At 60.9% G+C, this 26071-nt stretch carries 27 protein-coding genes; 19 read left to right on the forward strand and 8 right to left on the reverse strand.

The window, feature by feature from the left end:
* The first annotated feature begins 31 nt into the window (after positions 1–31).
* From JNX03_RS17870 to JNX03_RS17895, 6 genes are all read left to right on the forward strand, one after another.
* Positions 32–718, forward strand: a complete 687-nt coding sequence (locus tag JNX03_RS17870; RefSeq protein WP_203210340.1) for a DUF2461 domain-containing protein — start codon at positions 32–34, stop codon at positions 716–718.
* Between the two features lie 227 nt (positions 719–945).
* Positions 946–1965, forward strand: a complete 1020-nt coding sequence (locus JNX03_RS17875) for a BMP family protein (protein ID WP_203210341.1) — start codon at positions 946–948, stop codon at positions 1963–1965.
* The gene (locus JNX03_RS17880; protein WP_203210342.1) at positions 1966–3516 is read left to right on the forward strand and encodes an ABC transporter ATP-binding protein; all 1551 of its coding nucleotides are present in this window, start codon (positions 1966–1968) and stop codon (positions 3514–3516) included.
* Complete coding sequence (locus tag JNX03_RS17885) at positions 3506–4555, forward strand: ABC transporter permease (RefSeq protein WP_203210343.1); 1050 nt, start codon at positions 3506–3508, stop codon at positions 4553–4555. The genes JNX03_RS17880 and JNX03_RS17885 overlap by 11 nt, the downstream gene beginning before the upstream one ends.
* Positions 4555–5499, forward strand: coding sequence for an ABC transporter permease (locus JNX03_RS17890; protein ID WP_203210344.1), 945 nt, complete (start codon positions 4555–4557; stop codon positions 5497–5499). Before JNX03_RS17885 ends, JNX03_RS17890 begins: the two co-directional genes overlap by 1 nt.
* 126 nt (positions 5500–5625) lie before the next feature.
* Positions 5626–6906 carry an amidohydrolase family protein gene (locus JNX03_RS17895; protein ID WP_203210345.1) on the forward strand — a complete coding sequence of 427 codons (1281 nt, stop codon included), beginning with the start codon at positions 5626–5628 and terminating at the stop codon, positions 6904–6906.
* Here the strand turns inward: JNX03_RS17895 and JNX03_RS17900 are convergent, their stop codons facing one another.
* Positions 6907–7785, reverse strand: a complete 879-nt coding sequence (locus tag JNX03_RS17900) for a BadF/BadG/BcrA/BcrD ATPase family protein (protein ID WP_203210346.1) — start codon at positions 7783–7785, stop codon at positions 6907–6909.
* A 184-nt stretch (positions 7786–7969) separates the two neighbouring features.
* Between JNX03_RS17900 and gap the strand changes: the two genes are divergently transcribed.
* Positions 7970–8998: a type I glyceraldehyde-3-phosphate dehydrogenase gene (gene gap, locus JNX03_RS17905; protein ID WP_203210347.1), complete on the forward strand. Its 1029-nt coding sequence runs from the start codon at positions 7970–7972 to the stop codon at positions 8996–8998.
* 174 nt (positions 8999–9172) lie between these two features.
* Here the strand turns inward: gap and JNX03_RS17910 are convergent, their stop codons facing one another.
* A complete protein-coding gene (locus JNX03_RS17910) occupies positions 9173–9700 on the reverse strand; it encodes a winged helix DNA-binding protein (RefSeq protein ID WP_203210348.1) in 528 nt (175 codons plus the stop codon).
* Between the two features lie 223 nt (positions 9701–9923).
* Here JNX03_RS17910 and JNX03_RS17915 point away from each other — a divergent pair, with 223 nt between their 5' ends.
* The gene (locus tag JNX03_RS17915) at positions 9924–10997 is read left to right on the forward strand and encodes a Hint domain-containing protein (RefSeq protein WP_203210349.1); all 1074 of its coding nucleotides are present in this window, start codon (positions 9924–9926) and stop codon (positions 10995–10997) included.
* Positions 10998–11053: 56 nt separating this feature from the next.
* Here JNX03_RS17915 and JNX03_RS17920 read toward each other — a convergent pair whose 3' ends face one another.
* Positions 11054–11623: a TlpA family protein disulfide reductase gene (locus JNX03_RS17920; RefSeq protein ID WP_203210350.1), complete on the reverse strand. Its 570-nt coding sequence runs from the start codon at positions 11621–11623 to the stop codon at positions 11054–11056.
* A 22-nt stretch (positions 11624–11645) separates the two neighbouring features.
* On the opposite strand from JNX03_RS17920, the gene argH reads away from it, so the two are divergent.
* Genes argH through JNX03_RS17950 form a run of 6 tightly spaced genes read left to right on the forward strand, consistent with a single transcriptional unit; the run spans position 11646 to position 17678 of the window.
* Positions 11646–13037 (forward strand): argininosuccinate lyase, encoded by a 1392-nt coding sequence (gene argH, locus JNX03_RS17925; RefSeq protein ID WP_203210351.1) that lies wholly within the window; start codon positions 11646–11648, stop codon positions 13035–13037.
* Positions 13034–13210, forward strand: a complete 177-nt coding sequence (locus tag JNX03_RS17930) for a hypothetical protein (protein ID WP_203210352.1) — start codon at positions 13034–13036, stop codon at positions 13208–13210. The genes argH and JNX03_RS17930 overlap by 4 nt, the downstream gene beginning before the upstream one ends.
* Positions 13207–13380 (forward strand): hypothetical protein, encoded by a 174-nt coding sequence (locus JNX03_RS17935; protein ID WP_203210353.1) that lies wholly within the window; start codon positions 13207–13209, stop codon positions 13378–13380. Before JNX03_RS17930 ends, JNX03_RS17935 begins: the two co-directional genes overlap by 4 nt.
* Position 13381: 1 nt before the next feature.
* On the forward strand, positions 13382–13699 hold the full coding sequence (locus JNX03_RS17940; protein ID WP_203210354.1) for a DUF2834 domain-containing protein: 318 nt from the start codon (positions 13382–13384) through the stop codon (positions 13697–13699).
* A gap of 41 nt (positions 13700–13740) precedes the next feature.
* Positions 13741–15006, forward strand: a complete 1266-nt coding sequence (lysA, locus tag JNX03_RS17945; RefSeq protein WP_203210355.1) for a diaminopimelate decarboxylase — start codon at positions 13741–13743, stop codon at positions 15004–15006.
* A gap of 38 nt (positions 15007–15044) precedes the next feature.
* Positions 15045–17678, forward strand: coding sequence for a TIGR02302 family protein (locus JNX03_RS17950; protein ID WP_203210356.1), 2634 nt, complete (start codon positions 15045–15047; stop codon positions 17676–17678).
* A gap of 15 nt (positions 17679–17693) precedes the next feature.
* Here JNX03_RS17950 and JNX03_RS17955 read toward each other — a convergent pair whose 3' ends face one another.
* The gene (locus tag JNX03_RS17955; RefSeq protein WP_203210357.1) at positions 17694–18551 is read right to left on the reverse strand and encodes a zinc-ribbon domain-containing protein; all 858 of its coding nucleotides are present in this window, start codon (positions 18549–18551) and stop codon (positions 17694–17696) included.
* Positions 18552–18716: 165 nt separating this feature from the next.
* On the opposite strand from JNX03_RS17955, the gene JNX03_RS17960 reads away from it, so the two are divergent.
* From JNX03_RS17960 to JNX03_RS17980, 5 genes are all read left to right on the forward strand, one after another.
* Positions 18717–19394 (forward strand): cell division ATP-binding protein FtsE, encoded by a 678-nt coding sequence (locus JNX03_RS17960; RefSeq protein WP_203210358.1) that lies wholly within the window; start codon positions 18717–18719, stop codon positions 19392–19394.
* Between the two features lie 8 nt (positions 19395–19402).
* Positions 19403–20296, forward strand: a complete 894-nt coding sequence (locus tag JNX03_RS17965; RefSeq protein WP_203210359.1) for a cell division protein FtsX — start codon at positions 19403–19405, stop codon at positions 20294–20296.
* Complete coding sequence (locus tag JNX03_RS17970) at positions 20296–21024, forward strand: lysophospholipid acyltransferase family protein (RefSeq protein WP_203210360.1); 729 nt, start codon at positions 20296–20298, stop codon at positions 21022–21024. Before JNX03_RS17965 ends, JNX03_RS17970 begins: the two co-directional genes overlap by 1 nt.
* Positions 21017–21622 (forward strand): pyridoxamine 5'-phosphate oxidase family protein, encoded by a 606-nt coding sequence (locus JNX03_RS17975; RefSeq protein WP_203210361.1) that lies wholly within the window; start codon positions 21017–21019, stop codon positions 21620–21622. Before JNX03_RS17970 ends, JNX03_RS17975 begins: the two co-directional genes overlap by 8 nt.
* A gap of 153 nt (positions 21623–21775) precedes the next feature.
* On the forward strand, positions 21776–22765 hold the full coding sequence (locus JNX03_RS17980) for a sterol desaturase family protein (RefSeq protein ID WP_203210362.1): 990 nt from the start codon (positions 21776–21778) through the stop codon (positions 22763–22765).
* 320 nt (positions 22766–23085) lie between these two features.
* Here the strand turns inward: JNX03_RS17980 and lpdA are convergent, their stop codons facing one another.
* From lpdA to JNX03_RS18000, 4 genes are all read right to left on the reverse strand, one after another.
* Positions 23086–24474: a dihydrolipoyl dehydrogenase gene (lpdA, locus tag JNX03_RS17985; RefSeq protein WP_203210363.1), complete on the reverse strand. Its 1389-nt coding sequence runs from the start codon at positions 24472–24474 to the stop codon at positions 23086–23088.
* A gap of 123 nt (positions 24475–24597) precedes the next feature.
* Positions 24598–24993, reverse strand: coding sequence for an MAPEG family protein (locus JNX03_RS17990; protein ID WP_203210364.1), 396 nt, complete (start codon positions 24991–24993; stop codon positions 24598–24600).
* A gap of 66 nt (positions 24994–25059) precedes the next feature.
* Positions 25060–25443: an MAPEG family protein gene (locus JNX03_RS17995; RefSeq protein WP_203210365.1), complete on the reverse strand. Its 384-nt coding sequence runs from the start codon at positions 25441–25443 to the stop codon at positions 25060–25062.
* A complete protein-coding gene (locus tag JNX03_RS18000) occupies positions 25440–26024 on the reverse strand; it encodes a hypothetical protein (RefSeq protein ID WP_203210366.1) in 585 nt (194 codons plus the stop codon). Before JNX03_RS18000 ends, JNX03_RS17995 begins: the two co-directional genes overlap by 4 nt.
* Positions 26025–26071 lie beyond the last annotated feature (47 nt).

Here is a 26071-nt window from a genome sequence, read left to right on the forward strand (position 1 = left end):
GGCGGCATCACTGATTGTTCAGGGGGATCACATGACACAAGCGGACCCATCCACGCCGCCCGACGGCTTTACCCAGATGATCGACGACAGCAACGCCTTCTTTGCCGAGTTGCGCGAGAACAACACCAAAGACTGGTTCAACCCCCGCAAGGATCACTACAACACCGCGATCAAGAAGCCGGCAGAGTTCTTTGCCGATCTGCTGGCCGAGGATTTCAGCCGGATCTCGGGCAAGCCTTTCAAGCCCAAGCTGTTTCGCATCTACCGAGATGTGCGGTTCTCCAAAGATAAGACCCCGCTCAACGCCCATCTGCACATGATGTGGTCGCAAGCCGGGGATGATCCTTTTGCGCCATTCTTTTTCTTTGGCTCCGAACCCGGCGACATGACCATCGGCTTTGGCATCGGCGGGTTCAAAGGGGAAACACTCACACGGTTCCGCGCCTTTGTGGACCGTGACGGGGATGAATTGGCCGACCTGATAGATGCCACCGGCCTGCAGTTTTCCTCATGGGGTGCGCCGCCGCTCAAGAAAGTGCCAAAACCCTATGCCGAGGATCATCCCCATGCCGATCTGCTGAGGCGCAAGAACCTGATCCTCAGCGGCCCTATGGATGACACCTGGCGCAAGACTGATGGCGGATTGGTCAAGGCGGTGCGGTCCGAGTTCGAAAAAGCCCGCCCGGTCATGAAACTTTGGGAGGAACGGCTGGCGTGAACAGTCGGGGCCGCCGCCGCGTCGCAGCATCTTTGGCCAGCCCCTTGGAAACAACCAACCTTTTCCAACCTGCCCAAGAATGCGCCTCAACCGCGTCTTGCCCGCACAAGTCTTTGGCAGTTACAAATTCCAAGCCTAAGCTTGCCACTGGCCGACATACAAAGCTTGACTCAAGACGATTTTAACCAAACGGTAAAAATATCAGACGTCCAACTGGGGGATAACCAATGAATAAGCCACAAAACAATAGTATCACACGCCGCAGATTGCTCGGCACTGCCGCGGTTCTGCTGGGGGCCGCTGCCTTTGCGCCCAAGGCCGCATTTGCCGCGGACAAAATCAAGGTCGCGGGCATTTACACCGTGCCGGTCGAACAGCAATGGGTCAGCCGCATCCATAAGGCCGCTGAAACCGCGCAGGCACGGGGCGACATCGAATACACCTTTACCGAAAATGTCTCCAACACGGATTATGCCCGCGTGATGCGCGAATATGCCGAAAGCGGCAACACCCTGATCATCGGCGAGGTCTTTGGCGCCGAACAAGAGGCCCGCGAAGTGGCGGCCGACTATCCAAACGTGGCCTTCCTGATGGGGTCCAGCTTCAAACAGGATGCGGCGCTGCCGAACTTCTCTGTCTTTGACAACTACATTCAGGATGCGGCCTATCTGTCCGGCATCATCGCCGGTGCGATGACCAAATCGGGCAACATCGGCATGGTCGGCGGCTTCCCGATCCCCGAGGTGAACCGCCTGATGCATGCCTTCATGGCAGGCGCGGCAGAAATGAACCCCGACATCAAGTTCCAGGTCAGCTTTATCGGCTCTTGGTTCGATCCGCCCAAGGCCAAGGAAACCGCTTTTGCGATGATCGAAAATGGCGCGGATCTGCTTTATGCTGAACGCTTTGGCGTGTCGGACGCGGCGCAGGAAAAAGGTGTGCTCGCCATCGGCAATGTGATCGACACCCAAGCCGATTATCCCGACACGGTTGTCGCCTCCGCGATCTGGCATTTTGAACCGACGTTGGACGCGGCGATTGCTGCGGTAAAGGCCGGCAATTTCACCGCCGATGACTATGGCAAATATTCCTTCATGGCCGAAGGTGGGTCATCGCTTGCGCCACTCGGCACCTTCGAGGGCAAAGTCCCCGAAGCGGCGATGAAACTGGTCATGGAAAAAGAGGCCGCGATCAAAGACGGCTCCTTCAGTGTCACGATCAACGACGAAGAACCGAAGTCCTCTTAAATGGCACAGCATAAAGAGGCGCAGGTTGTCCTGCGCCTCGACAATATCACCAAAAGATTTGGCAGCCTGACCGCCAATGACGCCATCAGCTTTGATCTCGCTCAGGGCGAAGTCATTGCTTTGCTTGGCGAAAATGGCGCGGGCAAGACAACGCTGATGAACATCCTCTTTGGCCATTACACCGCCGATGAGGGCCGCGTTGAGGTCTTTGGTCAGGCCTTGCCGCCCGGCAATCCCCGTGCCGCATTGGCGGCGGGGGTCGGCATGGTGCATCAGCATTTTACCCTGGCCGACAACATGACCGTGCTGGAAAACATCGTGCTTGGCACATCGCCCCTGTGGAAGCTCGGCTTTGGTAAAGCGGCGGCGCGGCGTCGCATACTGACGCTGGTGCAGGACTATGGCTTGCAGGTCGATCCCGATGCGCAGGTGGGCAGCCTGACCGTCGGCGAACGCCAGCGCGTTGAAATCCTCAAGGCGCTCTACCGCGATGCCCGCATTCTGATCCTGGATGAACCCACCGCCGTGCTGACCCCGCAGGAAACCGACGATCTTTTTGCCACCATGCGCAAGGCCGTAGCGCTGGGCCTTTCGGTGATTTTCATCTCGCATAAATTACATGAGGTCACGGCCATCTCGAACCGGGTTGTGGTGCTGCGCCATGGCAGGTTGGTGGCCGAGGCCCGCACCGCCGACACAGACAAACATATTCTGGCGCAGATGATGGTTGGCGAAGAAGTCGCGCCGCCCTCCGTCCGTGCCGCCAATCCCGGCGAGGTGCTGATCGCGCTGGATCATGTTTCGACCCCTGATCGCGGCAGTGCACCGGGGCTGAAATCCGTCAACCTGAACCTGCGTGCAGGGCAGATCATTGGCCTCGCGGGTGTCTCTGGCAACGGGCAGGCGGCTCTGGCCGACCTGATTGGCGGGCTGATCGCCCCGGCCTCCGGCAGCCTGCGCATTCATGACGCCGCGCCAAAAAACTGGACCCCGCGTGCAGCCCTTGCCGCGGGCATCGCCCGCATCCCCGAAGACCGCCACAAAACCGGCACCATCGCCGATTTTGACCTGACCGAAAACGCGGTGCTTGAGCTTTATACAAAACCCCCGTTCAGCACCAAAGGCTGGATGCACTGGCAAGAAGCCCGCGAATTTACTCAAAATGTGATTGAAGGCTACGACGTCCGCTGCCCCGGCCCCGACACCCGCATCCGTCTGCTGTCGGGGGGCAACATGCAAAAGCTGATTTTGGGCCGCGTGCTTGAAACCACGCCCGAAGTGGTGCTGGCCAACCAACCCGTGCGCGGGCTGGACATCGGGGCGCTGACCTACGTGCATGAACAATTGCTGGCCGCCCGTGATCGTGGCGCGGCGGTGCTGCTGATTTCCGAAGATCTTGACGAGGTCACGGCCCTGTCCGATGTGATCCATGTGATCTCCGAAGGGCGATTGTCGCCCGGATTTGCACGCGGCGCCCTCAGCACGACAGAACTGGGTGTCTGGATGGCCGGACACGGATTTGAGAACGAAGGGGGCAGTCATGCGGCTTGAACCTGTGGCCAACCCGACCCTGATCCGGCAATTGGGCCTGCCCGCGCTGGCGCTGATTTGCACGGTGGTGATTGCGTCCTTACTGGCGATGATTGCAGGGGCGCAGCCGTTCTCGGTGCTGGGCCTGATCATCAAAGGCGCGTTTGGGTCAAAATTTGCGGCGCTAGAAACCCTGAACCGCGCCACGCCGCTGATCTTTACCGGATTGGCTGTCGCCGTCGCCTTCCGCGCCCAGCTGTGGAACATCGGCGCCGAGGCACAGCTCTACATGGGCGCGGTCGTGACCGTAGTCCTAGGCACCGGAGCTTTGTCTTGGCCCGCCTTTGCCCTGCTGCCCACAATCGCCATTGCCGCGATGCTGGCCGGGGCGGTGGCCCTGCTGGTGCCGACCTTTCTCAAGACACGCTTTGGCGTGGATGAGGTGGTTACGACGCTGCTGCTGAATTTTGTCGTGCTGCTCTGGGTGTCGATGCTTCTCGAAGGGGCGCTGAAAGATCCGATGGGCCTGGGCTGGCCCAAATCCGCCCGCCTGATTGCCGAGGCGCGTCTGCCGCGCATCATGGATGGATTGCGCCTGCACTGGGGCTTTGGCCTCGCGCTGATCTCTGCGTTGGTGGTCTGGGTGATCCAGCGCCGCACGACGCTGGGCTATGAAATGCGGGCCGTGGGCCTGAATGCCGAGGCGGCGCGCTTTGCCGGTATTCCCGTCAACGCCGTGTTGATCAAGACCGCGCTGCTGTCTGGTGGCCTTGCCGCGCTCGCAGGCTTTTCCGAGGTCGCAGGTCTCAAGGGCAGCCTTACTTTGGATATCTCCCCCGGCTTTGGCTACACCGGCATCATCGTGGCGATGCTGGCGCTGCTCAACCCGCTGGGCGTGGTGGTGGCGGCGCTGTTTGTCGCGGGCATCTTTGTCGGCGCGGACAGCATGAGCCGCGCGGCGGGCGTGCCAACCTATCTGGCCGATATTATGCTGGCCTTTGCCCTGCTGCTGATGGTGCTGGCGATCATGCTGACCAAATTCCGGGTGAGGCGCAGCTGATGGATATTCTCGACATTCTGATCTCGGCCAGTTTCTGGACCGCTGCCATCCGCATCGCATCGCCGCTGATCTTCGCCGCATTGGGTGAGCTGATTTGCGAACGTGCAGGCGTGTTGAACCTCGGCATCGAAGGCATCATGGTCGTGGGCGCATTCGCCGGATGGTTGACCGTTTATCTGGGCGGCGGGCTGTGGTTCGGGGTGGCGGTGGCGATGCTGTCCGGCATGGGGTTCGGCCTGCTGCACGCGACGCTGACCGTGCCCTTTGGCCTCAGCCAACATGTGGTGGGTCTTGGTATCACGCTGCTGGCCACCTCACTGACCTATTTCTGTTATCGCCTCGCCCTGCCAGAGGTGACATCCCCGCCCAAGATCGAGGCCTTTCAACCCTATGAAATCCCGGTCCTGTCTGACATTCCACTGATCGGCGAGGCGCTGTTTTCGCAAACGCCGCTGACCTATCTGGCCTTTGTGCTGGCCGTGGTGGTCAGTGTCACGCTTTATCGCACGCCGTTGGGGCTGGCGGTGCGGGCGGCGGGGGAAAACCCTGCGGCGGTGGCGGCGCAGGGGCTGTCCGTGACCGGCATCCGCATGGGCGCTGTCATGGTGGGCAGCGGTCTGATGGCGGTTGGCGGGGCCTTCCTGACCATGAGCGCGTTCAACTCCTTCTTCTTTGAAATGGTCAACGGGCGCGGCTGGATCTGCATTGCACTGGTGGTGTTCGGCTCATGGAAGCCGGGCAAAACCCTGCTGGGCGCGGTGCTGTTTGCCGCCTTTGACGCGCTGCAAATCCGGGTGCAGCAAACTCCGCTGGGCGCGGATATTCCCTACCAGATTTTCCTGATGGCCCCCTACATCCTGTCCATTCTGGCGCTGGTGATCATGTCGCGCCGCGCACAGGTGCCCGCCGCCCTGATGGTGTCGTTCAACAAGGGCGAACGGTGAGGACGTTTCACGAAGGGTTGGCCCTGACCGCGGGCGGGGCGAATGCCCCCGCCCATGGGGGCGGTCGGGGGCAGCCCGGCCTACGTCCGGGCGCAACCACATTTCCGACAGCACAGGAGTTTCTTCATGTTTGACCTGATCCTCAAAGGCGGCACCCTGCCGGATGGCCGCACTGCCGACATCGGCATCACCGGCGGCGCAATCGCTGCCATCGAAGACCTTTCCTCGGCCGAAGCAGGCGAAGTCATCGACGCAACCGGCGATCTGGTCAGCCCGCCCTTTGTCGATCCGCATTTCCACATGGACGCCACCCTCAGCTACGGCATCCCGCGCATCAACGCCTCCGGCACCCTGCTCGAAGGGATCGGCCTCTGGGGCGAGCTGAAACAGGTCATGCAGCCGGAGGTGATCAAAGCCCGCGCGCTGGAATACTGCGACTGGGCCGCCTCGCTTGGCCTGTTGTGCATCCGCAGCCATGTGGACACCTGCCACGACAGCCTGATCGGGGTCGAGGCGTTGCTGGAGGTCCGCAAAGAGGTGGCCGATTACATCGACCTGCAATTGGTCGCCTTCCCGCAGGACGGCCTCTACCGCGACCCAACTGCATTGCAAAACACCATCCGCGCCCTCGATATGGGGGTGGATGTGGTCGGTGGCATCCCGCATTTTGAACGCACCATGGCGGACGGCGCCCGCTCCGTCACCGCCCTGTGCGAGATCGCGGCTGAACGCGGGCTGATGGTGGATATGCATTGCGATGAAACCGACGATCCGCATTCGCGCCACATCGAAACGCTGGCCTATGAAACCCAGCGGCTGGGCCTGCAGGGCAGGGTGGCCGGATCGCACCTCACCTCCATGCATTCCATGGACAACTACTATGTCTCGAAACTGCTGCCCCTGATGGCTGAGGCGGAGGTCGCAGCGATCCCCAATCCGCTGATCAACATCGTGCTGCAGGGGCGGCATGACACCTATCCCAAACGGCGCGGGCTGACGCGGGTCAAGGAAATGCAGGCCATGGGCATCGACGTTGGCTGGGGCCAGGACTGCGTGATGGACCCGTGGTATTCCATGGGCACCGGCGACATGCTGGATGTGGCCTTCATGGGCCTTCATGTGGCCCAGATGACCAGCCCCGAAGAGATGCGCCGCTGCTTTGACATGGTCACCAATGTGAATGCCCGGATCATGGGGCTGGACGATTACGGCCTGCGGGTCGGGGCCAAGGCCTCCATGGTGGTGCTGGATGCGGGCAACCCGATTGAGGCGCTGCGCCTCAGACCGGACCGCCTGTGCGTGATTGCCAAGGGAAAGGTGATCTCGCGCCAGTCGCGCAACGACGCCCGACTTGATCTGCCGGGCCGGCCCGTCAGCGTCCGCCGCCGCCACAGCGCCCATTCATGATCAACCAGCCGTCGCCGCCCGGCCTGCCAGAGTAAACGCCCCTTGCAAGGCATTGCCCGCAGGCGGCGTCAGATGGCGGGTAAATGGTTCTGGCAGATAGGGCGCGTAATGCGGCCCCACGCCGCCACTGAGGCAAAGCCGGTCGCCGGGGGCGAACCCCAACACGCCCAGCGCCGATACGATAAACGCTGCGCCCTCTTGCATCAGAGCCAGACCGATCTCATCTCCGGCTTGGGCCGCAGGGATCACCTGCCGTGCCAAAGCGGCATAATCGCCCGGCGCGGCAGCGGCACTAAAGGTCATCGCCTTTGCCGCCCCGCCGATCTCGGCCAAGACCTGCGTGCCAAGAGGGCTTTGTGCAATCATCCCGTCCTCGCCCAACATCACCTTGCGCAGCAATTGATGTCCCAGCCACGATCCCGAGGCCTGATCGGCAAGATGAAAACCCCAGCCGTTCACGGTCTTGATCTGGCGGTCCTTCTGCCGGGCCACGATGGTGCCGGTGCCAAGGGTGACAACAAACCCGTCGGCATCCTCCAACGCGCCGACAACAGCGGTGTCGCGGTCGCTGGTCACATGAACGGCGCCAAAGTCAAACTCTGCCGCGACCCGGGCCATCTCGTCGGGAAAATTGGCCCCTGCAAGCCCCATAAAAACACAGATTTCAGATGCCGGCGTGGTTTCCAGCCCAGCCTCAACCAAGGCCGCGTCAATGGCATTGCGGATATTGCCCGTGGCCGCTTTGAAATTTGTGCCAACATTGCCCGGACCGCCCGCTGCTTCGCCGAGGACTCCCCGGTGCAAGGTGCCCGCCGCGGCCCGGCAACCGGTGCCACCGCCATCCACGGCAATCAATACGGTGTCTTGCTGTTCTGTCATTCTACCCACCTAATTTGCCCGCATTGCCTAGCGCGTCAGAGCCCGCAAATCCATCACCGCCAAACACAATCTTTCAATCTCCTCATAGTACCATCCCGATGCGCAGCCCGAATAACAGTTGAAAAAGATCTATGATAGCGCTAACAGTGAGCCAAATCGAAAAATCCGGCCATGAGGTGGTATTATGACAACGAAAATTGCGATCAATGGGTTTGGCCGCATCGGCCGCTGTGTGCTGCGGGCGCTGCTGGAAAATGGCACCGACGGGATTGAGGTTGTTGCCATCAACGATCTGGCCGCGCCGGAAACCTTGCTGCACCTGCTGAAATACGATTCCGTCCATGGCCGTTTGCAGGCAGATGCCCGGCTCGATGGGGACATGCTGCATGTCGGTCCCTACAGCGTCCGCCTGACCGCCGAACGTGATCCGGCCAATCTGCCCTGGTCTGACGTAGATATCGCTTATGAATGCACGGGCCTCTTCACCCAGCGTGACGCCGCCGCCAAACATCTTGAGAACGGCAGCAAACGGGTGCTGATCTCGGCTCCGGGCAAAGAGGTGGACCGCACCGTGGTCTATGGGGTCAACCATGAGGAATTGACCTTTGACGATGTGATTGTCTCAAACGCCTCCTGCACAACCAACTGCCTCGCGCCACTGGCGATGGTTCTGGATGATCTTTGCGGCATTGAAACCGGCTACATGACCACGATCCATTCCTTCACCGGCGATCAGCCCAGCCACGACACCGCGCACCGCGACCCGTATCGGGGCCGCGCGGCCTCACTGTCGATGGTGCCCACCTCCACTGGCGCCGCCGCGGCGATCTCACTGGTGCTGCCGGCGCTGGAAGGCCGCCTCGAAGGCTCCGCCGTGCGGGTGCCCACGGCCAATGTTTCGCTGGTCGATCTCAGCTTTGTGCCAAAACGCAAGGTCACGGCAGAAGAGATCAACGCCGCCGTTGCCGCTGCCGCCCAAGGGCCTTTGGCGGGCGTGCTGTCTTTCGAGGACGATCCGCTGGTCTCGGTTGATTTCAACCACGACAGCCATTCCTCCTGCTTTGCCGCCGCCCAGACCAAGGTCACAGAGGGCGGCATGGTCCGCGTGGTCAGCTGGTATGACAACGAATGGGGCTTCTCCAACCGCATGAACGACACCGCGCGGGTGATGGGACAACTGATGGAAACCGCCCCTCTCAAACGCACCGCATAAGGGGGCCAGCCCCCACCGCCGCTGCGCGGCGCTCCCCCCGGAGGTTTTTTAGCCAAATGAAGACAAGAGCGCCTTTTTCTTCATTTGGCCCTTAAACCTCTGGGGTCCGGGGCAAGGCCCCGGGTGTCGGCGGCGGACGCAGGCTTTTGATTTAAGCGTCCTATTGCCCCATCTTCAAAGCGAGGCCGCCGCGCGGCTGGCTTGATCAAATTGCCCCGACATCGCCCGCAGACTGGCCGCGACCTGGCGCAATTCCTCGCCGCTGGTGTCCATGCGCCCAAGCCCTTCAAGAAGGCAGGTTTGACGAATGGTGCGGTAGGCCTCGCACAAGTCACTGCCCGCCTTCGAGGTGCGGTAAAACACTTCCTTGCCGCGTTTGTCCGCCTCCACCAAATCCGATTTCAGCAGCTTGCGCAGCGCATAGTTGACCGTATGGGTGTCTTCGATGTTCAACAGGAAACAGATATCGGTCAGCCGCTTTTCCCGGCCCCGATGGTTGGTGTTGTGCAGCACCAGGATTTCCAGTGGCGTGAGGTCCGCATTGCCCGCCGCCGCCATGCAGCGCGACATCCAGCGGGTGAAGGCGTTATAGGCAATAATCATCCCATATTCGAGTTCGGAGGCTTCCCAGCCCTCACCTTCGGCCAAGTGGCGGGAGGATACGATGCGCCGTTCAGGCAGTGATTTGGGCGTTTCGGCCATGGATAAGTCCTCAAGAAATGCCGATTTACGTTAACATTTTACCAATGTTTTGCAAGCAAGAGAGGGGCCAATGGCCCGAAAATCAGGCGCTCTTATGCTGTACTGCACATGCCGGGGCGCCGACTCGCGTCGGTTGAGCGACGTCCCGAAATTTCCCACTTCCCAGAGCGCGTTGAATCTGTTAACTTTTCCTTAATAAAAAGACTGAGGCAGGTGGACAGCAATGAGAACGGGCTTTCGAGGCACGTTTGTCATAAGCTGGTCGCAAACAGAAATTGACGGCCTTGAGGCCGCGCCGGTGCAATCCCTGACAGTGGGGGCCGCATGGGCATGGCGCGGGGACGCCATCCGGGTGGATGGGCCAAGCGATGTTTTGCGGCTGGACCAGGCAGACGGGGCAGAAAATCTCCGGAAACGCGCGGCACGGATGGTGCACCGCCTTGTGGGCGCGGCCCTTGACCGTGAGCCATCCCAGATCCGCAAGCCGGAACGGGACGGCAATGAACCCCCATTGATGGACAACAGCTTTGTCATCACTGATGGCGGCAAAAGCTATACCGTGACCCTGATCGAGGTGGGCCGCGGCAGCCAGCCTTTGTTGATGTTTCTTGATGAAATTCCGCCGCGTGATTGCGAGCTTTGGATCGTGCATCACACGCTCAGCGCAGCGCCCACAGGTGATGCCGCCTCAGGTGATGGCGGTGTGATCTGTTTCACCCCCGGCACGATGATCCGCACGCCGGGTGGCCTGACCCGGATCGAAGACCTGCAAGAGGGCGACGCGGTCCAGACCAAGGACAACGGTGCCCAGCAGATCCGCTGGATCGGCAGCCGCCGCATGTCCGGCGCCCGGCTGTTTGCCATGCCAAAGCTGCGCCCGGTGCGGATTTCCGCAGGGCTTCTGGGGGCCGGTATCCCAGACGAAGATCTTGTTGTGTCACCGGAGCATCGCATCCTGATCAAAGGTGCCGTGGCGCAGGATCTGTTCAATACACCCGAAGTGCTGGTCGCCGCCAAGGATCTGATCAATGGCACCTCGATCAGTGTCGACCTGAAAATGCGCGAAGTGACCTATATCCATTTGCTGCTGGACCGGCATCAGGTGATGTGGGCCAATGGGGTGGAAACCGAAAGCTTCCATCCGGCCTCTGCCTCCCTGAATGCCCTTGACGACAGCGACCGGGCGCGGCTTTTGGCGACGCATCCGTCGTTGGAGTTTGATCCGCATACCTATGGTAGCTTTGCCCGTCGGCATCTGTCAGGGTCCGAGGCGGCAATCCTGAACCACGCGGCCTGACCAGAGACGAATTTTTCAAAAATTCGGACCGGAAATTTTGAAAATTTCCGCCGCCCTTAGCTGCTCGCAGCGCTGTCGATCAGCGCCTTGATGATCGCCTTGGCACTGTCGCTGTCCCAGGTGGCATCGCCGCGCAGACGTGCAATTTCGCGGCCCTCAGGGTCCAAAATCACGGTAATCGGCAGGCCAAACACCGCCATCTGGCTGGCCAGCGCCTGTTTCGGATCTTGGTGCCGGGGCAAGGCATCCACGCCGGCCTCTTTGAAAAACCGTTTGATACCTTCGGGAGAATTGCGGCCCGCCGCGATGGTCAGCACCTCGAAATGCTCACCGCCAAATTCTTTTTGCAGCGCATTGATCTGCGGCATTTCCTTGCGGCATGGGGCGCACCATGTGGCCCAGAAGTTCAACAGGATATACTTGCCGCGGTAATCCTCAAGCGTGGCTTTGCCGCCGCCGTCCTCCAGATCGAAGGCCGCGCCAGAGGTCGCCTTGGGCGCGTCATGAACCACCAGCTTTTTCATGTCGCCCTCCCGCAAAGGGACAATGTCGGGGCCAGCGGCGAAGGCAACATTTGCACCTGCCATAAGGGCCGTATACATGACAGCCAGCGCGAATTTTTTCATCTGTCCCTCCGAGGGTTTATCAATGACTGACACGAAATCGAACAAGATGTGGGGCGGCCGCTTTGCCGCTGGTCCGGACGCGATCATGGAGGCGATCAACGCCTCGATCGGGTTTGACAAGCGGATGGCGGCGCAGGACATTGCCGGATCGCGTGCCCATGCCGCCATGTTGGCCGCCACAGGCATTCTGAGTGATAGCGATGCCGAAGCCATTCGGGAAGGCTTGCTCACGATCTTGTCAGAAATCGAAGAAGGCCGTTTTGAGTTTTCAACGGCGCTGGAAGACATCCACATGAATGTCGAGGCACGTCTCAAGGAGGTGATCGGCGAACCTGCGGGCCGTCTGCACACCGGGCGCAGCCGCAATGATCAGGTGGCGACTGATTTCAAGCTTTGGACCCGTGACCAGTTTGATGCCTTTGAGGGCGGGCTGCTGGCCCTGATCGATGCGCTGTTGGGCCAGGCCGAGGCGGGCGCCGATTGGGTGATGCCCGGATTCACCCATCTGCAAACCGCACAGCCGGTGACATGGGGCCATCACATGATGGCCTATGTCGAGATGTTTGGCCGTGACCTGAGCCGCGTGCGCGATGCCCGTGCGCGGATGAACGAAAGCCCGCTGGGCGCGGCGGCGCTGGCGGGCACCTCCTTTCCCATCGACCGTGAGATGACCGCGCAGGCGCTTGGCTTTGACCGGCCCTCGGCCAATTCGCTGGACGCGGTGAGCGATCGCGACTTTGCGCTGGAATTCCTGTCATGTGCCAGCATCTGCGCCATGCACCTGAGCCGTTTTGCCGAAGAGCTGGTGATCTGGTCCTCTGCGCAGTTCCGCTTTGTGGCACTGTCGGACCGGTTCTCGACCGGATCCTCGATCATGCCGCAGAAAAAGAACCCCGATGCGGCGGAACTGATCCGCGCCAAGGTGGGCCGGATCTTTGGTGCGAACACCGCGCTGATGATGGTGATGAAGGGGCTGCCGCTGACCTATTCCAAGGACATGCAGGAAGACAAGGAACAGGTGTTTGACGCCGCTGACAACCTGATGCTGGCATTGGCCGCGATGGAAGGCATGGTGCGCGACATGAATGGCCAGCGCGAAAACCTCGCCGCCGCCGCGGGCAGCGGCTTCTCTACTGCAACCGATCTGGCCGACTGGCTGGTGCGGGTGCTGGGTCTGCCATTCCGCGATGCGCACCACATCACCGGATCGCTGGTCGCCATGGCCGAAAGCCAGGGCTGCGACCTGCCGGATCTGACGCTGGAGCAGATGCAAAGCGTCCATGAGCAGATCAGCGCAGATGTTTTTGATGTGCTGGGTGTGGAAAATTCGGTGAACTCGCGTATGTCTTATGGTGGCACCGCGCCCGCGCAGGTGCGGATGCAGATCAAACGCTGGAAGGACATCCTGTCATGAAACGGCTCATCGGACTGTTGGCACTGACCGCGCTTGCAAGCTGCGGCGCGGATGGTGAACCGGTCCGGCCTGCCTCCAATATGACAAACCCGAATGCTGGTGGCACGGTATTTGCATCGCTGGCCGGTGTCGAACCCATCAGCCTGCCTGCCCCATCGGGGCGGATGACATGATCCGCCATACCGCCCTTGTGGGCATGCTGACCTTGCTGGTCGCCTGCGGTCCGCCTGATCCCAAGGATGACCGGGCCGGATATGCCGACACCCGCCAAAAACCGACAAACACGACACCGGGCATTCATGTGAGCGGCCATGTGAACGTCGGTGTGGTCAAGACCTTCTGAGATGTCCATGCTGCGCCTCATCTATCTGGCCTTGGCGGTCTGGGGTGCGGTGCATCCGATGTATTACTTCCTGCGCTGGTTCGGGCAGAACGGTTTTGACCTCGCGGCGATGATTGACGCCTGGCACGCCAATGCCGCCAGCAGCGGGCTGGTGTGGGATCTGACCATAGCCGCCATCGCCCTGACGGTCTGGATCATCGCCGAAGTCGCCGTGCGGCGAAACTGGACCGCGCTGATTGCCATTCCCGCAACCTTCTGTATTGGAGTAAGCTGTGGTCTGCCGCTTTATCTGTTTCTGCGGTCAGCACCCATCAAATAGCCGGGGAGCCTCCGGCGGGAATATTTAGGGCCAGAAAGAACATGGATCACTTTCTTTATCGTGACGGCACGCTTTACGCGGAAGATGTGCCTATCTCAGAGATCGCAGCGGCGGTCGGCACCCCCTTTTATGTCTATTCAACAGCAACGTTGCAGCGGCATTTCCGTCTGTTTGACGAGGCGCTGGAAGGGACGGAGCATCTGGTCTGCTATGCGATGAAGGCCAATTCCAATCAGGCGGTTCTTAAGACCCTGGCGCAGGCCGGGGCGGGCATGGATGTGGTGTCAGGCGGTGAATACCGCCGCGCGCGGGCCGCGGGCGTACCGGGCGACAAGATCGTGTTCTCCGGCGTCGGCAAGACCCGCGAGGAGATCAAGCTGGCCCTCACGGGGGGCATTCGCCAGTTCAACGTGGAAAGCGAGCCGGAGATGGCTGTGCTGAGCACCGTTGCAGAAGAGTTGGGCGTCACCGCCCCGATCACAATCCGGGTCAACCCCGATGTGGACGCCAAAACCCATGCCAAGATTGCCACCGGCAAATCCGAGAACAAGTTCGGCATTCCGATTGCCCGCGCGCGCGCGGTCTACGCCATGGCCGCCGCCCTGCCGGGGTTGGAAATTGTCGGCATAGACGTCCATATCGGCAGCCAGCTGACCGAACTTGCGCCTTATGAACAGGCCTATCTGAAGGTTGCGGAACTGACCGAGGCCTTGCGGGAAGATGGCCACACCATCCGGCGGCTGGATCTGGGCGGCGGCCTTGGCATTCCTTATGAACGCAGCAATGCCGATCCGCCTTTGCCGTCCGACTATGGCGCGATGGTCAAGCGGGTGCTGGGCCATCTGGGCTGCGAGATCGAGATCGAGCCTGGGCGTTTGATTGCCGGCAACGCGGGGCTGATGGTCAGCGAGGTGATCTATGTGAAATCCGGCGAAGGCCGCGATTTTCTGATCATTGACGGGGCGATGAACGATCTGATCCGCCCGGCGATGTACGAAGCCTATCACGACATCGTGCCGGTTATTGAACCTGCTGTCGGGATTGAGCCGCAGCCGATTGATATTGTCGGGCCGGTTTGCGAATCTGGCGACACATTTGCCAAACAAAGATTGATGCCGCCCCTGGAGGCGGGGGATCTTGTCGCCTTCCGCAGTGCCGGTGCCTACGGCGCGGTGATGGCCAGCGAATACAATTCGCGCCCCATGATCCCCGAAGTTCTGGTCCATGGCGATCAATTCGCGGTTATCCGCGCACGGCCGACCTTTGACGAAATGATAAATCGCGATACCATCCCTGAATGGCTTTGACGGCATCTTGCTGACACGGCCTTTTGGAAAGGTTTGTCATGGCCACATTCACCCCCAATGAACAACGCCGGGCGCTGGCGCGTCTGCGCTGGCCCTTGCGCCTGACACGGGCGGGGATGGTGGCAGAGGTTTTGCTGCGCCGGTTCTGGCCACTGATCAGCATTGTTCTGCTGGGTCTGGCCGCGTTGATGCTGGGATTGCACGACATTGCACCTGTGGAACTGGTTTGGGGCGTTGGCGCCGCACTGGTGGTTGCGGGGCTTGGAGCTTTGCTGCGCGGGGTCTGGGGGCTGCGCTTCCCGACTGCGGCAGATGCCATGGCACGGCTGGATCAAAGCCTGCCGGGCCGGCCCATTCAGGCGATGCTGGATGATGCGGCCATCGGTACACAGGACGATGCGGCGATGGCGCTGTGGCGGGCACACAAGGCCCGGATGGCGGCCCGCACCGAAGCGGCCAAACCCGTGCCAGCGGACCTGCGGATCGCATCGCGTGATCCATATGCGCTGCGCTATGCCGCGCTTCTGGCATTTGTGGTGGCACTGGTGTTCGGCTCGTTCCTGCGGGTCGCGTCGGTTGCGGATATGGCGCCGGGCGGGGGTGATCTGGCGGGTGGCCCGGTCTGGGAAGGCTGGGCAGAGCCGCCGCGCTATACCGGCAAGCCGACGCTCTACCTCAATGATCTGGACGCCGGGGCGCTGGAATTGCCGATGGGCACGCTGATCACATTGCGCCTTTACGGCGATGTGGGGGCATTGCAGGTTGCCGAAACGGTCTCGGGCCGCTTGGCCCCTGACGGACCACAACAAGACGTCGCAACGCAAGTTGCACAGGATTTCACGGTTTTGCAGGAGGGCGAGATTGTCATCGACGGCCCCGGCGGGCGCAGTTGGCAAGTGGCTATGCGCCCAGACAGCGCACCGGAGGTGGAGGTGATCGGCGATCCGCAAGTGTCGGCACTGGGCGAGATGCGTTTGCCTTTTGCCGCGCAGGATGATTATAGCGTCGAGGCGGGCGAGGCGCGCATTGTCCTTGATCTGGCCGCTGTGGACCGGCGCTATGGTCTGGCGGCCAATCCCGACCCGCGCCCCGAGATGATCGTGCCCTTGCCAACGCCCATTTCCGGCAATCGGGCGCAGTTCGAAGAAAACCTGATCGACAACTTTTCCAAGCACCCCTGGGCCAATCTGCCCGTCAAGATGACTCTCAGCGTTCTGGACGCGGCCGAGCAATCGGGACAAACCGTGCCACAGGACATGATCCTGCCCGGGCGGCGGTTCTTTGCCCCGGCAGCGGCAGCGGTGATCGAGATGCGGCGTGATCTGCTGTGGTCGAAATCCAACGGACCGCGCATTGCGCAGGTGCTGCGGGCGGTGTCCTACCGACCCAATGACGTGTTCCGCACCGAGGTCTCTGCATTGCGGCTCCGCCGGGTGGTCCGGCAGTTGGAGGTGCATGCCAGCTATGGTCTGTCGGACGAGGTGCAAAGCGAGATTGCCGAGGATCTCTGGGGCTTGGCGCTTGAGCTGGAGGAGGGCGTTTTGGCCGATGCGCTGGACCGGATGCGGCGGGCGCAGGACCGGTTGAACGAGGCGATGAAAAACGGCGCCTCTGACGAAGAAATCGCCGAGTTGATGGACGAGCTGCGCCGCGCGACCGAAGATTATCTGCAGCAATTGCAGCGCCAACAGGCGCAGGAGCAAGAGCAGAACGGTCAGGAAGGGCAACAGCAGCAGCAGGGCGAGGGCATGCAGATGACCCAAGACGACCTGCAAGCCATGATGGACCGCATTCAGGAGCTGATGGAGGAAGGCCGTATGGCCGAAGCTGCCGAAGCCCTCAAAGAGTTGCAGGAACTGATGGAGAACATGCGTGTCACCGAAGGGCAGCAGGGCCAGCAAGGCCAGACCCCCGGTGAACAGGCCATGGAAGGGCTGGCTGATACGCTGCGCGAACAGCAAGGGCTCAGCGATCAGGCGTTCCGCGATTTGCAGGAACAGTACAATCCCGGCGCTCAGGCGGGTGAAAGCGATGGCAACGAAGGCCGCAATGGCGGGCAGGGCCGCGGCCAGAGCCATGAAGGCCAGGGCGGGCGCGGTCAGGGCGAAGGCCAGCAGCAGGGCCAGAATGGCGAGGGCGGCGAAGAGGGCGCCCCGCGCGAGGGTGATGGCAACGGCGAACGCAGTCTGGCCGAACGCCAGCAGGCGCTGCGCGATGAGTTGCGCCGCCAGCAGGGCCGACTGCCCGGTGGCGGCACCGAAGAGGGCGAGGCCGCCCGCGAGGCGCTGGACCGTGCGGGCCGTGCGATGGATCAGGCCGAAGAGGCGCTGCGCGATGGCGATCTGGCCGAGGCCATCGACAATCAGGCGCAAGCCATGGAAGCGCTGCGCGAAAGCATGCGATCACTGGGTGAGGCAATGGCCCAGAACGAGCAAAACCAGCAACCCGGCCAGGGCGCAACGGAATCGGACCGCCGCGCCGATAACAGAGATCCGCTGGGCCGCGAACAGGCCGGCAACGGCGCCAACAGTTCCGATGGACCGCTGGCGCAGGGGCCGGATGGTGCGGACCGCGCCCGCCGTTTGCTGGATGAAATCCGCCGCCGCTCCGGCGAGACAGAGCGCCCCGAACTGGAGCGTGACTATCTCAACCGGCTGTTGGAGCGTTTCTAACGCCGAAACAGAAGATCAGGAGGCCGACTGGCTCGCCATTGTGTCGAGCCATGTCAGCAAGCGTTGCAATTGAACATCCAGCATCGTCCGTAGGCCGTCCACCCAGGTCACATAGGACGACAGGTAAGGATCGGCTTGTGGCACCTGCTGTGCAATCTGCGGCGCAAAGACATAGACCAGTGCCATCACGGACACGATCAGGATCATCAGCGAAAATCCACGGCGGAACCCGCGTTTGCGTTTCTTCACCTCTTGCGGTGCATGGCTGCCGTTGGCATCGCGGCTACCGGCACTGCGGTCACTGTCACTGCGCAGGGTGGAATTGATTTCGTCGATGTCGGGCAACAATTCGCGCCGCGAGGACAAGGCGGCGGCATTGGCCGCGGCTTCGGACACTGGTTCTGCCTCGCCGCGCATCCGCGCCATCCGGCGCTTGGCCTCAAGCGCACGCTGGTCCTGTGCTGCGGCGGGGGCATCATCGTCGTCATAGCTGTGCGGCGGGTGATCCTCTGCGGTATCCAACCCAAGATCGGGCTGGGTTTCGAGGGACTGTGCCTGCCGCGCCTTGCGGGCCGCATGTTCGGCCTCGGCCTCCTGGCGCAGAATGTCGGCCACGGCCGGATCAAGCTGTCGGCGCTGCGGCTCCTCTACTGGGGGCGGTGGCGGTGGAGGGGGCGAAACCTCTTCGTCCTCGTCGGGGGCGTTGTCCCCGAGCCCGAGATCGGTTTCATCCTCATCAGCGGGGGCATGGTCGGGGTGATGCTGAAACCAGGTCTGACCACAATTGGAACATTGCACATCGCGCCCGGCCACCGGGATGACTTCATCCGGCACCTCATACTGCGCGTCGCAATTCGGACAGGTCAGCCTCATTTTGTTTCCTGCAACATTACTCAAACCGGATTTGGTATAACACCTGCACCATATGTCCAAGATTCCCACAGGAAAAGTGCAATCTGGGTCGGTTTGGCCCGAAGTGGTGCATTGAAACCCAAGCGATGCTGAGGCACAACAGGTCAATTATAACGGGGTATTTTCGTGATCGAGCTCGAAAACGTGGCCTACAGCTATGGCGGCGGCGAATTGTTATCCGACATATCGCTCAAGCTGGCGCCAGGTTCCTTTCATTTTCTGACCGGCCCGTCGGGGGCTGGCAAAACCACATTGATGAAGCTGTGTTATGGTGCCTTGCTGCCGACAGCGGGCAATGTGCGGCTGTTCGGCGCTGATGTGCGCGGTTTGGATCGGGACGATATTGCCCTTATACGCCGACGTGTCGGTGTGGTGCATCAGGACGTCAAATTCCTGGACCATCTGGGCGTTTCGGAAAATGTCTGCCTGCCCCTGACTGTGTCGGGACGGCATGCGGAGGCGGCCAATGGCGATCTCGAAGAACTGTTGTCCTGGGTGGGCCTGACCAACCGCGCATCGGCCCTGCCGCCGGAATTGTCGGGCGGGGAACGCCAGCGTGCCGCATTGGCCCGCGCGGTGATCATGTCGCCGGATGTGGTGCTGGCGGACGAACCCACGGGCAACATCGACTGGGAAATGTCGCAACGCCTGCTGCGGCTGTTGATCGAGCTCAACAAGATGGGCAAGACGGTCTTGATTGCCACCCATGATCTGAGCCTGATCCGCGCCACCAAGGCGCATGTGCAGGCGCGGGTGCTGCGCATTGCCAACCGCCGCGTGCAACTGGCGGGGGCGGACCTATGATCGCCAACATGAAGTATCTGCGCGGGTTCATCGCCGGCGACAGGCAAGCGGACCGGGTTGTGCCGCCTTCGGGCTTTACCGCGCAGCTGACCCTCTTTGCCGCAGCGGCGATGGCCTTTCTGGCCGTCTTTGCGCTGGCGCTGTCCCTAGCGGCAGGGCGCTTGGCCGACCGTTGGGGCGATGAACTGGCCCGATCCGCGACCCTGCGCATTGTTGCGCCGCTGGACCAACGGCAGCTCCAGACCGATGCCGCCCTGCGCATTCTGGAAACCACCAAAGGCGTGGCAAGTGCGCGCGCCCTCACGGATGCAGATCAACAAGCGCTGTTGGAGCCGTGGTTTGGCCCCGATCTGGCGCTGGACACATTGCCGGTGCCGCGCCTGATCGAAGTGATTGAAAACGATGAGGGCATGGATGCCGCCGGACTGCGCCTGCGCTTGGCCGCCGAAGTGCCCGGTGCGGTGCTGGATGACCACAGCCGTTGGCGCAAGCCGCTGATTGACGCGGCGGGGCGGCTGCGGATGCTGGGCTGGATCTCAACCCTGCTGATCGCGGCGGCGGTTGCGGCGATGATCACCCTTGCCGCGCAGGCCGCACTGGCCGCCAATGCACAGGTGATCGCGGTGCTGCGTCTTGTCGGGGCGACAGACGATTACATCGCACAGGCTTTCATTCGCCGCTTTACCCTGCGGGCGCTGTCCGGCGCGGCGGTGGGCACCGCGCTTGGGCTGATTGCGATGGTTCTGATGCCCGATGCCTCTGACACGCCGGGGTTCCTGACGGGGCTTGGCTATCAGGGCGTTCACTGGGTCTTTCCGCTGCTCATCCCGGTTTTGGCCGGGGCCGTGGCCTTTGCCGCAACCGGCGCTGCCGCACGGCGAACATTGAGGGAGTTGGCATAATGCTGCAATGGGTGCGTTCGATCATCTATATCATTCAGGTTACCATCGCGATGCCGATCATCGGGCTGGCCTTTGCGCCCTGGGCGATGTTCTCCAAGGCGGGGGCTTACAAAGCCTGCAAAACCTATGCGGCCTATGCGATGTGGTCGGCCCGCTGGCTGATCGGGCTGCGTTGCGAGGTGCGCGGCAACGTCCCGCAGGGCGAAGTTCTGGTGGCGGCCAAGCACCAGTCGTTTCTTGACATCATCATGATATTTCACGCGCTGCCACGGGCCAAATTCATCATGAAGCGCGAGATCCACTGGACCCCGGTGATTGGCCAGTACACCAAGCGGATGGAGATGATCGCCGTAGACCGTGGCAAACGCGGCAAGGCCATCGCCAAGATGATCGAGGATGTGAACGCGGGCCGCATGGAAGGCGGACAACTGGTGATCTATTCCCAAGGCACCCGTGTCGCGCCGGGGGCGCATATCCCCTATAAGGTCGGCACTGCCGTGCTTTATGGCCAGTTGGGCCAGCCCTGCGTGCCGGTGGCCACCAATGCCGGTTACTTCTGGCCGCGCCGGGGGCTTTATCGACGTCCCGGTGTTGCGGTGGTGGAATTTCTGACGCCGATTGAGGCGGGCCTGACCAAGGAGGCCTTTATGGCCGAGCTGGAAACCCGGGTTGAGCGGGCCTCCGAAGAGTTGTTGCTTGAGGCAGGCTGGAGAAGGCCCGATGCATAAGATCACGAGTATCGCGGCGCTTGAGGCGCTGTATGGGCAGGCAGGCGCACCGTCGTTGCGCAAGGTCGCGGACCGGCTGACGCCGCTTTATCGCAAGTGGATCATGGCCTCAAAACTGTGTGTTCTCAGCACAGTCGGCGACAACGGCACCGATGGCAGTCCGCGCGGCGACGATGGTCCGGTGGTGACGGAACTGGATGAATTCACGCTGGCCATGCCCGATTGGCGTGGCAATAACCGATTGGATTCACTGCGCAATATCGTGACGGATGGCCGCGTGTCGCTGATGTTTGTTGTGCCGGGCTCCAACAACGTGGTGCGGGTTAATGGCACCGCTTATCTGACCGATGACGCAGGCCTGCGGGGGCGCTTTGAAAAGAAGGGCCGCCTGCCTGCCACCGTGATCGTGATCCAGATTGCGGAGGTCTACACCCAATGCGCCCGCGCCCTGATGCGGGCGGGCACCTGGGCAGGCGCGGACGAAAGCACCGGCTTGCCGACTGTGGGCGAAATTCTGGCCGAGATGACCAGCGGAGAAGAGGGCGGTGCGCCCTATGACAACGCATGGGGTGCGCGGGCCAAAGACACCATGTGGTGACTGGTGACGTGACCGGCACATTATTTTTCGGACTTTGACTGATTTTCGACACTTTTCCCGATTAAAACTGCCGTAGGCAGTGGGAAAGACAAGAAAATGCAAACAGGAATTGACCTTTTAGACCGCTTCATTGCGCATGCCATGGACATCGTGATGTTTCCGTTCGACTCGCAGCAGCGCATTTTTGTGCTGTATCTGGCATGTTCGGTGGTGATCGCGTTTGTGATCTATATGCTGGCGCGGCGGCGGGGCGCACAGACCGAGGGCGGATTTCTGCGCTTTCTCTTTCCCAAACATGTTTGGCAACATCCGTCGGCCTGGCTTGATCTGCGGTATTTCTTCTTCCATCGCATCTTTGGGCATTTCCTTATTCTGGGGCTCGGCACCTGGTTCACGGTTCTGCCTTATAAATACATCACCGGCACCGATCAGGTCATGGCCAAGGCGCTCGATAACATCACCCCGCCGTTGACCGAACTGGGGCAATCGCTGGGCTTTATGGTTGTTGCGGTGATTGTGGCTGATCTGATCGGCTATGTGGCGCATTACCTCCAGCATAAGTCTGTGTTCCTGTGGCAGTTCCACAAGGTGCATCACAGTGCCGAGGTGATGCATCCGGTGTCAAACTACCGAGAGCACCCTGTCGATAACCTGTTTTACATCACTTTGAACGGGTTTGGGTACGGGGCGATCCTGGGTCTGGCGACATTGATCTATGGCTTCACTCCCAGCCTGCCGAGCCTGCTTGGGGTGCCCGCGATGCACCTGTTGTTCAATGTGGCGGGGTATAACTTGCGGCATTCGCATATCTGGCTGAAATGGCCGGGCAAACTGTCGATGATCTTTCCCTCACCGGCGCACCACCATGTGCATCACAGCTGCCACCCTGACCACATCGACAGGAACTTTGCCTTCATGTTGCCGATCTGGGACGTGATCTTTGGCACTTACCACATGCCTGAGGACAATCGCGACGTGAAGTTCGGGATTGGCAAAGAGGACAAGGGTGAATTTACCTCCTGCGCCCGCCTGTATTGGGTGCCTTGCCGGGATGCCTATCGGGTGGTGCGGCGGCGCCTGCGCCGTAAGGGCGGGCAATCGCAGGCGGCGGCACCGCAAACGTCCAATATCCCTGCAGAATAGCCATGCCAAATCGCCGCACAGGCAGGGCCGGTGCGGTTTGTTCCATCATGTTAACTGGATCTGTGGGGCCGTTTAGAAATGGCGGCGCCGCCGGATCGGAGCTGTGAGACAGGTGTCACCCTGCACCCTGAACGGTTCAGTGTGGCCTGCCTGTTTGGCAGACCTCCTATTCCGAATGTGCCACGGAATGTCAGCCCGCAGCGATGTCGCGACGGGGTGGGTTGTAGGCGGGCAGGGTGAAGGAATGGTGAGGCCAGCGTACGGTGGCCATGCAACCAAGGGGGGCTCCAAGGCAGGGAAAGCCTGCCTTGGAAAATCGCTCACATATGGATCGGACCATCGCCGCAGGCCAGTGCGGCCTCGCGCACGGCTTCGGAATAGGTCGGATGCGCGTGGCAGGTCAGGGCCAGATCCTGCGCGGATGCGCCAAACTCCATCGCCACACAAATCTCGTGGATCAATTCGCCAGCCGCAGGGCCAATGATATGGGCGCCCAGAATACGGTCGGTTTCCTTGTCCGCGAGGATTTTGACAAAACCGTCCCCGGCAAAGTTTGCCTTGGCGCGGGCATTGCCCATAAAGCTGAATTTGCCAACCTTATAGGCGCGGCCTGCCTCTTTGAGGGTCGCTTCTGTTTCGCCAACGTTGGCAACCTCGGGGGCGGTGTAGATCACACCGGGGATCACGCCATAATTGACGTGGCCATGTTTGCCCGCGATCACCTCGGCGACGGCCATGCCTTCGTCTTCGGCTTTGTGGGCCAGCATCGGGCCTTCGATCACATCGCCAATGGCATAGACGCCCGGCACCGAGGTCTGCCATGTGCCGTTCACCGCGATCTGGCCGCGCTTGGTCATCTCGATATTCAGCGCTTCAAGGCCCAGCCCTTCGACATAGGGTTTGCGCCCCGTTGCGACCAGCACAGTGTCGGCATCCAGAACATGTTCGCTGTCATCCTTCCGCAGCTTGTAATGCACCTTGGCTTTGGTCTTGGTCGCTTCGGTTTTTTGTACCGCGGCGCCCATGACAAATTTCATGCCCTGTTTCTTGAGGGTGCGCTGGAAGGTTTTCTGCACCTCCGGATCCATGCCGGGGGTGATTGCGTCGAGGAACTCCACCACGGTCACTTCGGCGCCAAGGCGGGCATAGACGCTGCCCAGCTCCAGCCCGATCACGCCTGCGCCAATCACCACCAGTTTCTTGGGCACCTTGTTCAGGGTCAGCGCCCCGGTGGAGGTCACGACCACCTTTTCGTCCACCTCAACACCCGGCAGCGCCGATGGTTCGGAGCCGGATGCGATGATGATGCTCTTGGCTTCATGGATTTCATCGCCGACTTTCACCTTGCCCGCCTCAGGCACCGATCCCCAGCCCTTGAGCCAGTCGATCTTGTTCTTCTTGAACAGGAATTCGATGCCCTTGGTATTGGTGTCGATGGTGTTTTGCTTGTAGGTCAGCATCTGCTTCCAATCGACGGAAGGGCTTTTGCCCTTCAGGCCCATCTCGGCAAAGTTATGTTCCGCCTCATGCAGCATATGAGAGGCATGCAGCAGCGCCTTGGACGGGATACAGCCCACGTTCAGGCAGGTGCCGCCAAGGGTTTCGCGCCCTTCGACAACGGCGGTCTTCAGGCCAAGCTGGGCACAGCGGATGGCGGCCACATAGCCGCCGGGGCCTGCGCCGATCACGATGACATCATAGCTGGACATTGGGGGTCTCCTTGGGTGTTTGGGACGTGTCTGAATTGGGGTCTATGGACGGGCCTGCCTTGCAGCAGGTTAGGCGCCGCAGGGGGCGCGGGCAAGGGCGGCTGGATGCGGGGCGGCGGCGGGTCATACAAGCGCCGCCAGCAGCATCAGTGTGGTGGCCAGAAATCCGGCGCACCAGATGGCAGAGCGTCCGGGGCGCAGCCCCTTGGCATAGGCGGGGATATAGGCCACCCGTGCCGCCAGATAGATCCATGCGCACAGACCGGTAAATGCGCTGTTCTGGCCTGACATTTCGATGACGCCCACAGCGATGGTAAACAGGATCAGCCCTTGAAAATGGTTGTCAAAGGCACGGCCCAGTCGCGCGGTTTGGTCCGACATCGGGCGGCTTGGCGGTCGGTCGCGGGGTGATGTGGTATAGCCCGGCCCGATCTCGCGGTTGGCAGGCACCGCATATAGCAAAAACTGCACCACCTGCAAAAGCGCGGCCAGGGTCAGAACAGTGAGTTCGGTGGACATGGACATCAATCCAGTTCAGGGGGCGGGATCAGGGAAAGCGGCAGGCCGGTTGCACAGGCCCAGCTTTCAAAGCGCCAGAAGATACAAAACGGCGGTGGCGGCAAAGCCGACCAACCAAGCCAACGTGCGGATCGCAGGCACGCCAAGGGCATAAACCGGCAGATAAATGATCCGCGCCACGAGAAAGAGTTGCGCAACCAGCAGGGTGGTTGGGGTGGTCTTGTCCTGCACCACCAGCAGCAGGATCGCAGGGGCAAACAGCGCCATCGCGGTGATCGAATTGTTGAGCGCCCGGTTGATCCGCGCGGTCATGCGCCCCACCTCGCGCGGCTCATCCCGCGCGGACATCAGATAGCCCATCGACAGGGTTTGCAGAGAACCGAGAACTTGCAACAGGATCGTCAGCAGAACCAGCAGGCCATAGGCGACAAGGATGGTTGTTTCGGTCATTTGTTTTCCTCCGAGTCAATTCCAAGTGCGCGGTCTAATGCCAGTAGGCTCCGAACCGCAGAGTACCTTAACCATTTTCCGAAAAGAAATGCACCGAAACCACCGAGAATTGGAAGCCAACTAAACGATTCTCGGGCGGGTTGAAGATCGTTCGTCTCTCCTGAAATCCAACTGAACGCGACTATGGCTATGATGGATATCACTAGAAATGTGACCAACCCAACTAAGCCTTTCGCAAGATCTGCCTTCGCTTCCGCATCCCGACAATACTCTATTAATATTGGATTTTGGGTCTGGCCTACCGCGATTGCGCGCGCGATCTTCCTTTCTTCTTTGAAAGCAGGATTGAACGCGGACAGCGTTCCTAGCGGCGCGACCAACAGCCCTATAATCGAACTACCGCTTACAAAAGCGATCAGAGTAACCACAGACGAGGTTGAAAGCCCCGTTTCGCTTGGGTTCTCTGCGAAAACAGCATGGAATGGAATTATGTTACTGGCATGGAAAAAATAGATTACCATTGCGCCCATGGCAAAACGGTGAAATCCCGGTGTCCAATTTCGCCCAATGTCAATCAACATGAATTCCAATCACCCTAGCAGCTCAGGTCAGGCCGGGCAGGATGCCC

Source organism: Sulfitobacter mediterraneus (genome assembly GCF_016801775.1).
GTDB lineage: Bacteria > Pseudomonadota > Alphaproteobacteria > Rhodobacterales > Rhodobacteraceae > Sulfitobacter > Sulfitobacter mediterraneus_A.

Coding starts and splice junctions, on each gene's coding strand:
- JNX03_RS17870 (WP_203210340.1), top strand. CDS start 32: ATGACACAAGCGGACCCATCCACGCCGCCCGACGGCTTTACCCAGATG.
- JNX03_RS17875 (WP_203210341.1), top strand. CDS start 946: ATGAATAAGCCACAAAACAATAGTATCACACGCCGCAGATTGCTCGGC.
- JNX03_RS17880 (WP_203210342.1), top strand. CDS start 1,966: ATGGCACAGCATAAAGAGGCGCAGGTTGTCCTGCGCCTCGACAATATC.
- JNX03_RS17885 (WP_203210343.1), top strand. CDS start 3,506: ATGCGGCTTGAACCTGTGGCCAACCCGACCCTGATCCGGCAATTGGGC.
- JNX03_RS17890 (WP_203210344.1), top strand. CDS start 4,555: ATGGATATTCTCGACATTCTGATCTCGGCCAGTTTCTGGACCGCTGCC.
- JNX03_RS17895 (WP_203210345.1), top strand. CDS start 5,626: ATGTTTGACCTGATCCTCAAAGGCGGCACCCTGCCGGATGGCCGCACT.
- JNX03_RS17900 (WP_203210346.1), bottom strand. CDS start 7,785: ATGACAGAACAGCAAGACACCGTATTGATTGCCGTGGATGGCGGTGGC.
- gap (WP_203210347.1), top strand. CDS start 7,970: ATGACAACGAAAATTGCGATCAATGGGTTTGGCCGCATCGGCCGCTGT.
- JNX03_RS17910 (WP_203210348.1), bottom strand. CDS start 9,700: ATGGCCGAAACGCCCAAATCACTGCCTGAACGGCGCATCGTATCCTCC.
- JNX03_RS17915 (WP_203210349.1), top strand. CDS start 9,924: ATGAGAACGGGCTTTCGAGGCACGTTTGTCATAAGCTGGTCGCAAACA.
- JNX03_RS17920 (WP_203210350.1), bottom strand. CDS start 11,623: ATGAAAAAATTCGCGCTGGCTGTCATGTATACGGCCCTTATGGCAGGT.
- argH (WP_203210351.1), top strand. CDS start 11,646: ATGACTGACACGAAATCGAACAAGATGTGGGGCGGCCGCTTTGCCGCT.
- JNX03_RS17930 (WP_203210352.1), top strand. CDS start 13,034: ATGAAACGGCTCATCGGACTGTTGGCACTGACCGCGCTTGCAAGCTGC.
- JNX03_RS17935 (WP_203210353.1), top strand. CDS start 13,207: ATGATCCGCCATACCGCCCTTGTGGGCATGCTGACCTTGCTGGTCGCC.
- JNX03_RS17940 (WP_203210354.1), top strand. CDS start 13,382: ATGTCCATGCTGCGCCTCATCTATCTGGCCTTGGCGGTCTGGGGTGCG.
- lysA (WP_203210355.1), top strand. CDS start 13,741: ATGGATCACTTTCTTTATCGTGACGGCACGCTTTACGCGGAAGATGTG.
- JNX03_RS17950 (WP_203210356.1), top strand. CDS start 15,045: ATGGCCACATTCACCCCCAATGAACAACGCCGGGCGCTGGCGCGTCTG.
- JNX03_RS17955 (WP_203210357.1), bottom strand. CDS start 18,551: ATGAGGCTGACCTGTCCGAATTGCGACGCGCAGTATGAGGTGCCGGAT.
- JNX03_RS17965 (WP_203210359.1), top strand. CDS start 19,403: ATGAAGTATCTGCGCGGGTTCATCGCCGGCGACAGGCAAGCGGACCGG.
- JNX03_RS17970 (WP_203210360.1), top strand. CDS start 20,296: ATGCTGCAATGGGTGCGTTCGATCATCTATATCATTCAGGTTACCATC.
- JNX03_RS17975 (WP_203210361.1), top strand. CDS start 21,017: ATGCATAAGATCACGAGTATCGCGGCGCTTGAGGCGCTGTATGGGCAG.
- JNX03_RS17980 (WP_203210362.1), top strand. CDS start 21,776: ATGTTTCCGTTCGACTCGCAGCAGCGCATTTTTGTGCTGTATCTGGCA.
- lpdA (WP_203210363.1), bottom strand. CDS start 24,474: ATGTCCAGCTATGATGTCATCGTGATCGGCGCAGGCCCCGGCGGCTAT.
- JNX03_RS17990 (WP_203210364.1), bottom strand. CDS start 24,993: ATGTCCACCGAACTCACTGTTCTGACCCTGGCCGCGCTTTTGCAGGTG.
- JNX03_RS17995 (WP_203210365.1), bottom strand. CDS start 25,443: ATGACCGAAACAACCATCCTTGTCGCCTATGGCCTGCTGGTTCTGCTG.
- JNX03_RS18000 (WP_203210366.1), bottom strand. CDS start 26,024: ATGTTGATTGACATTGGGCGAAATTGGACACCGGGATTTCACCGTTTT.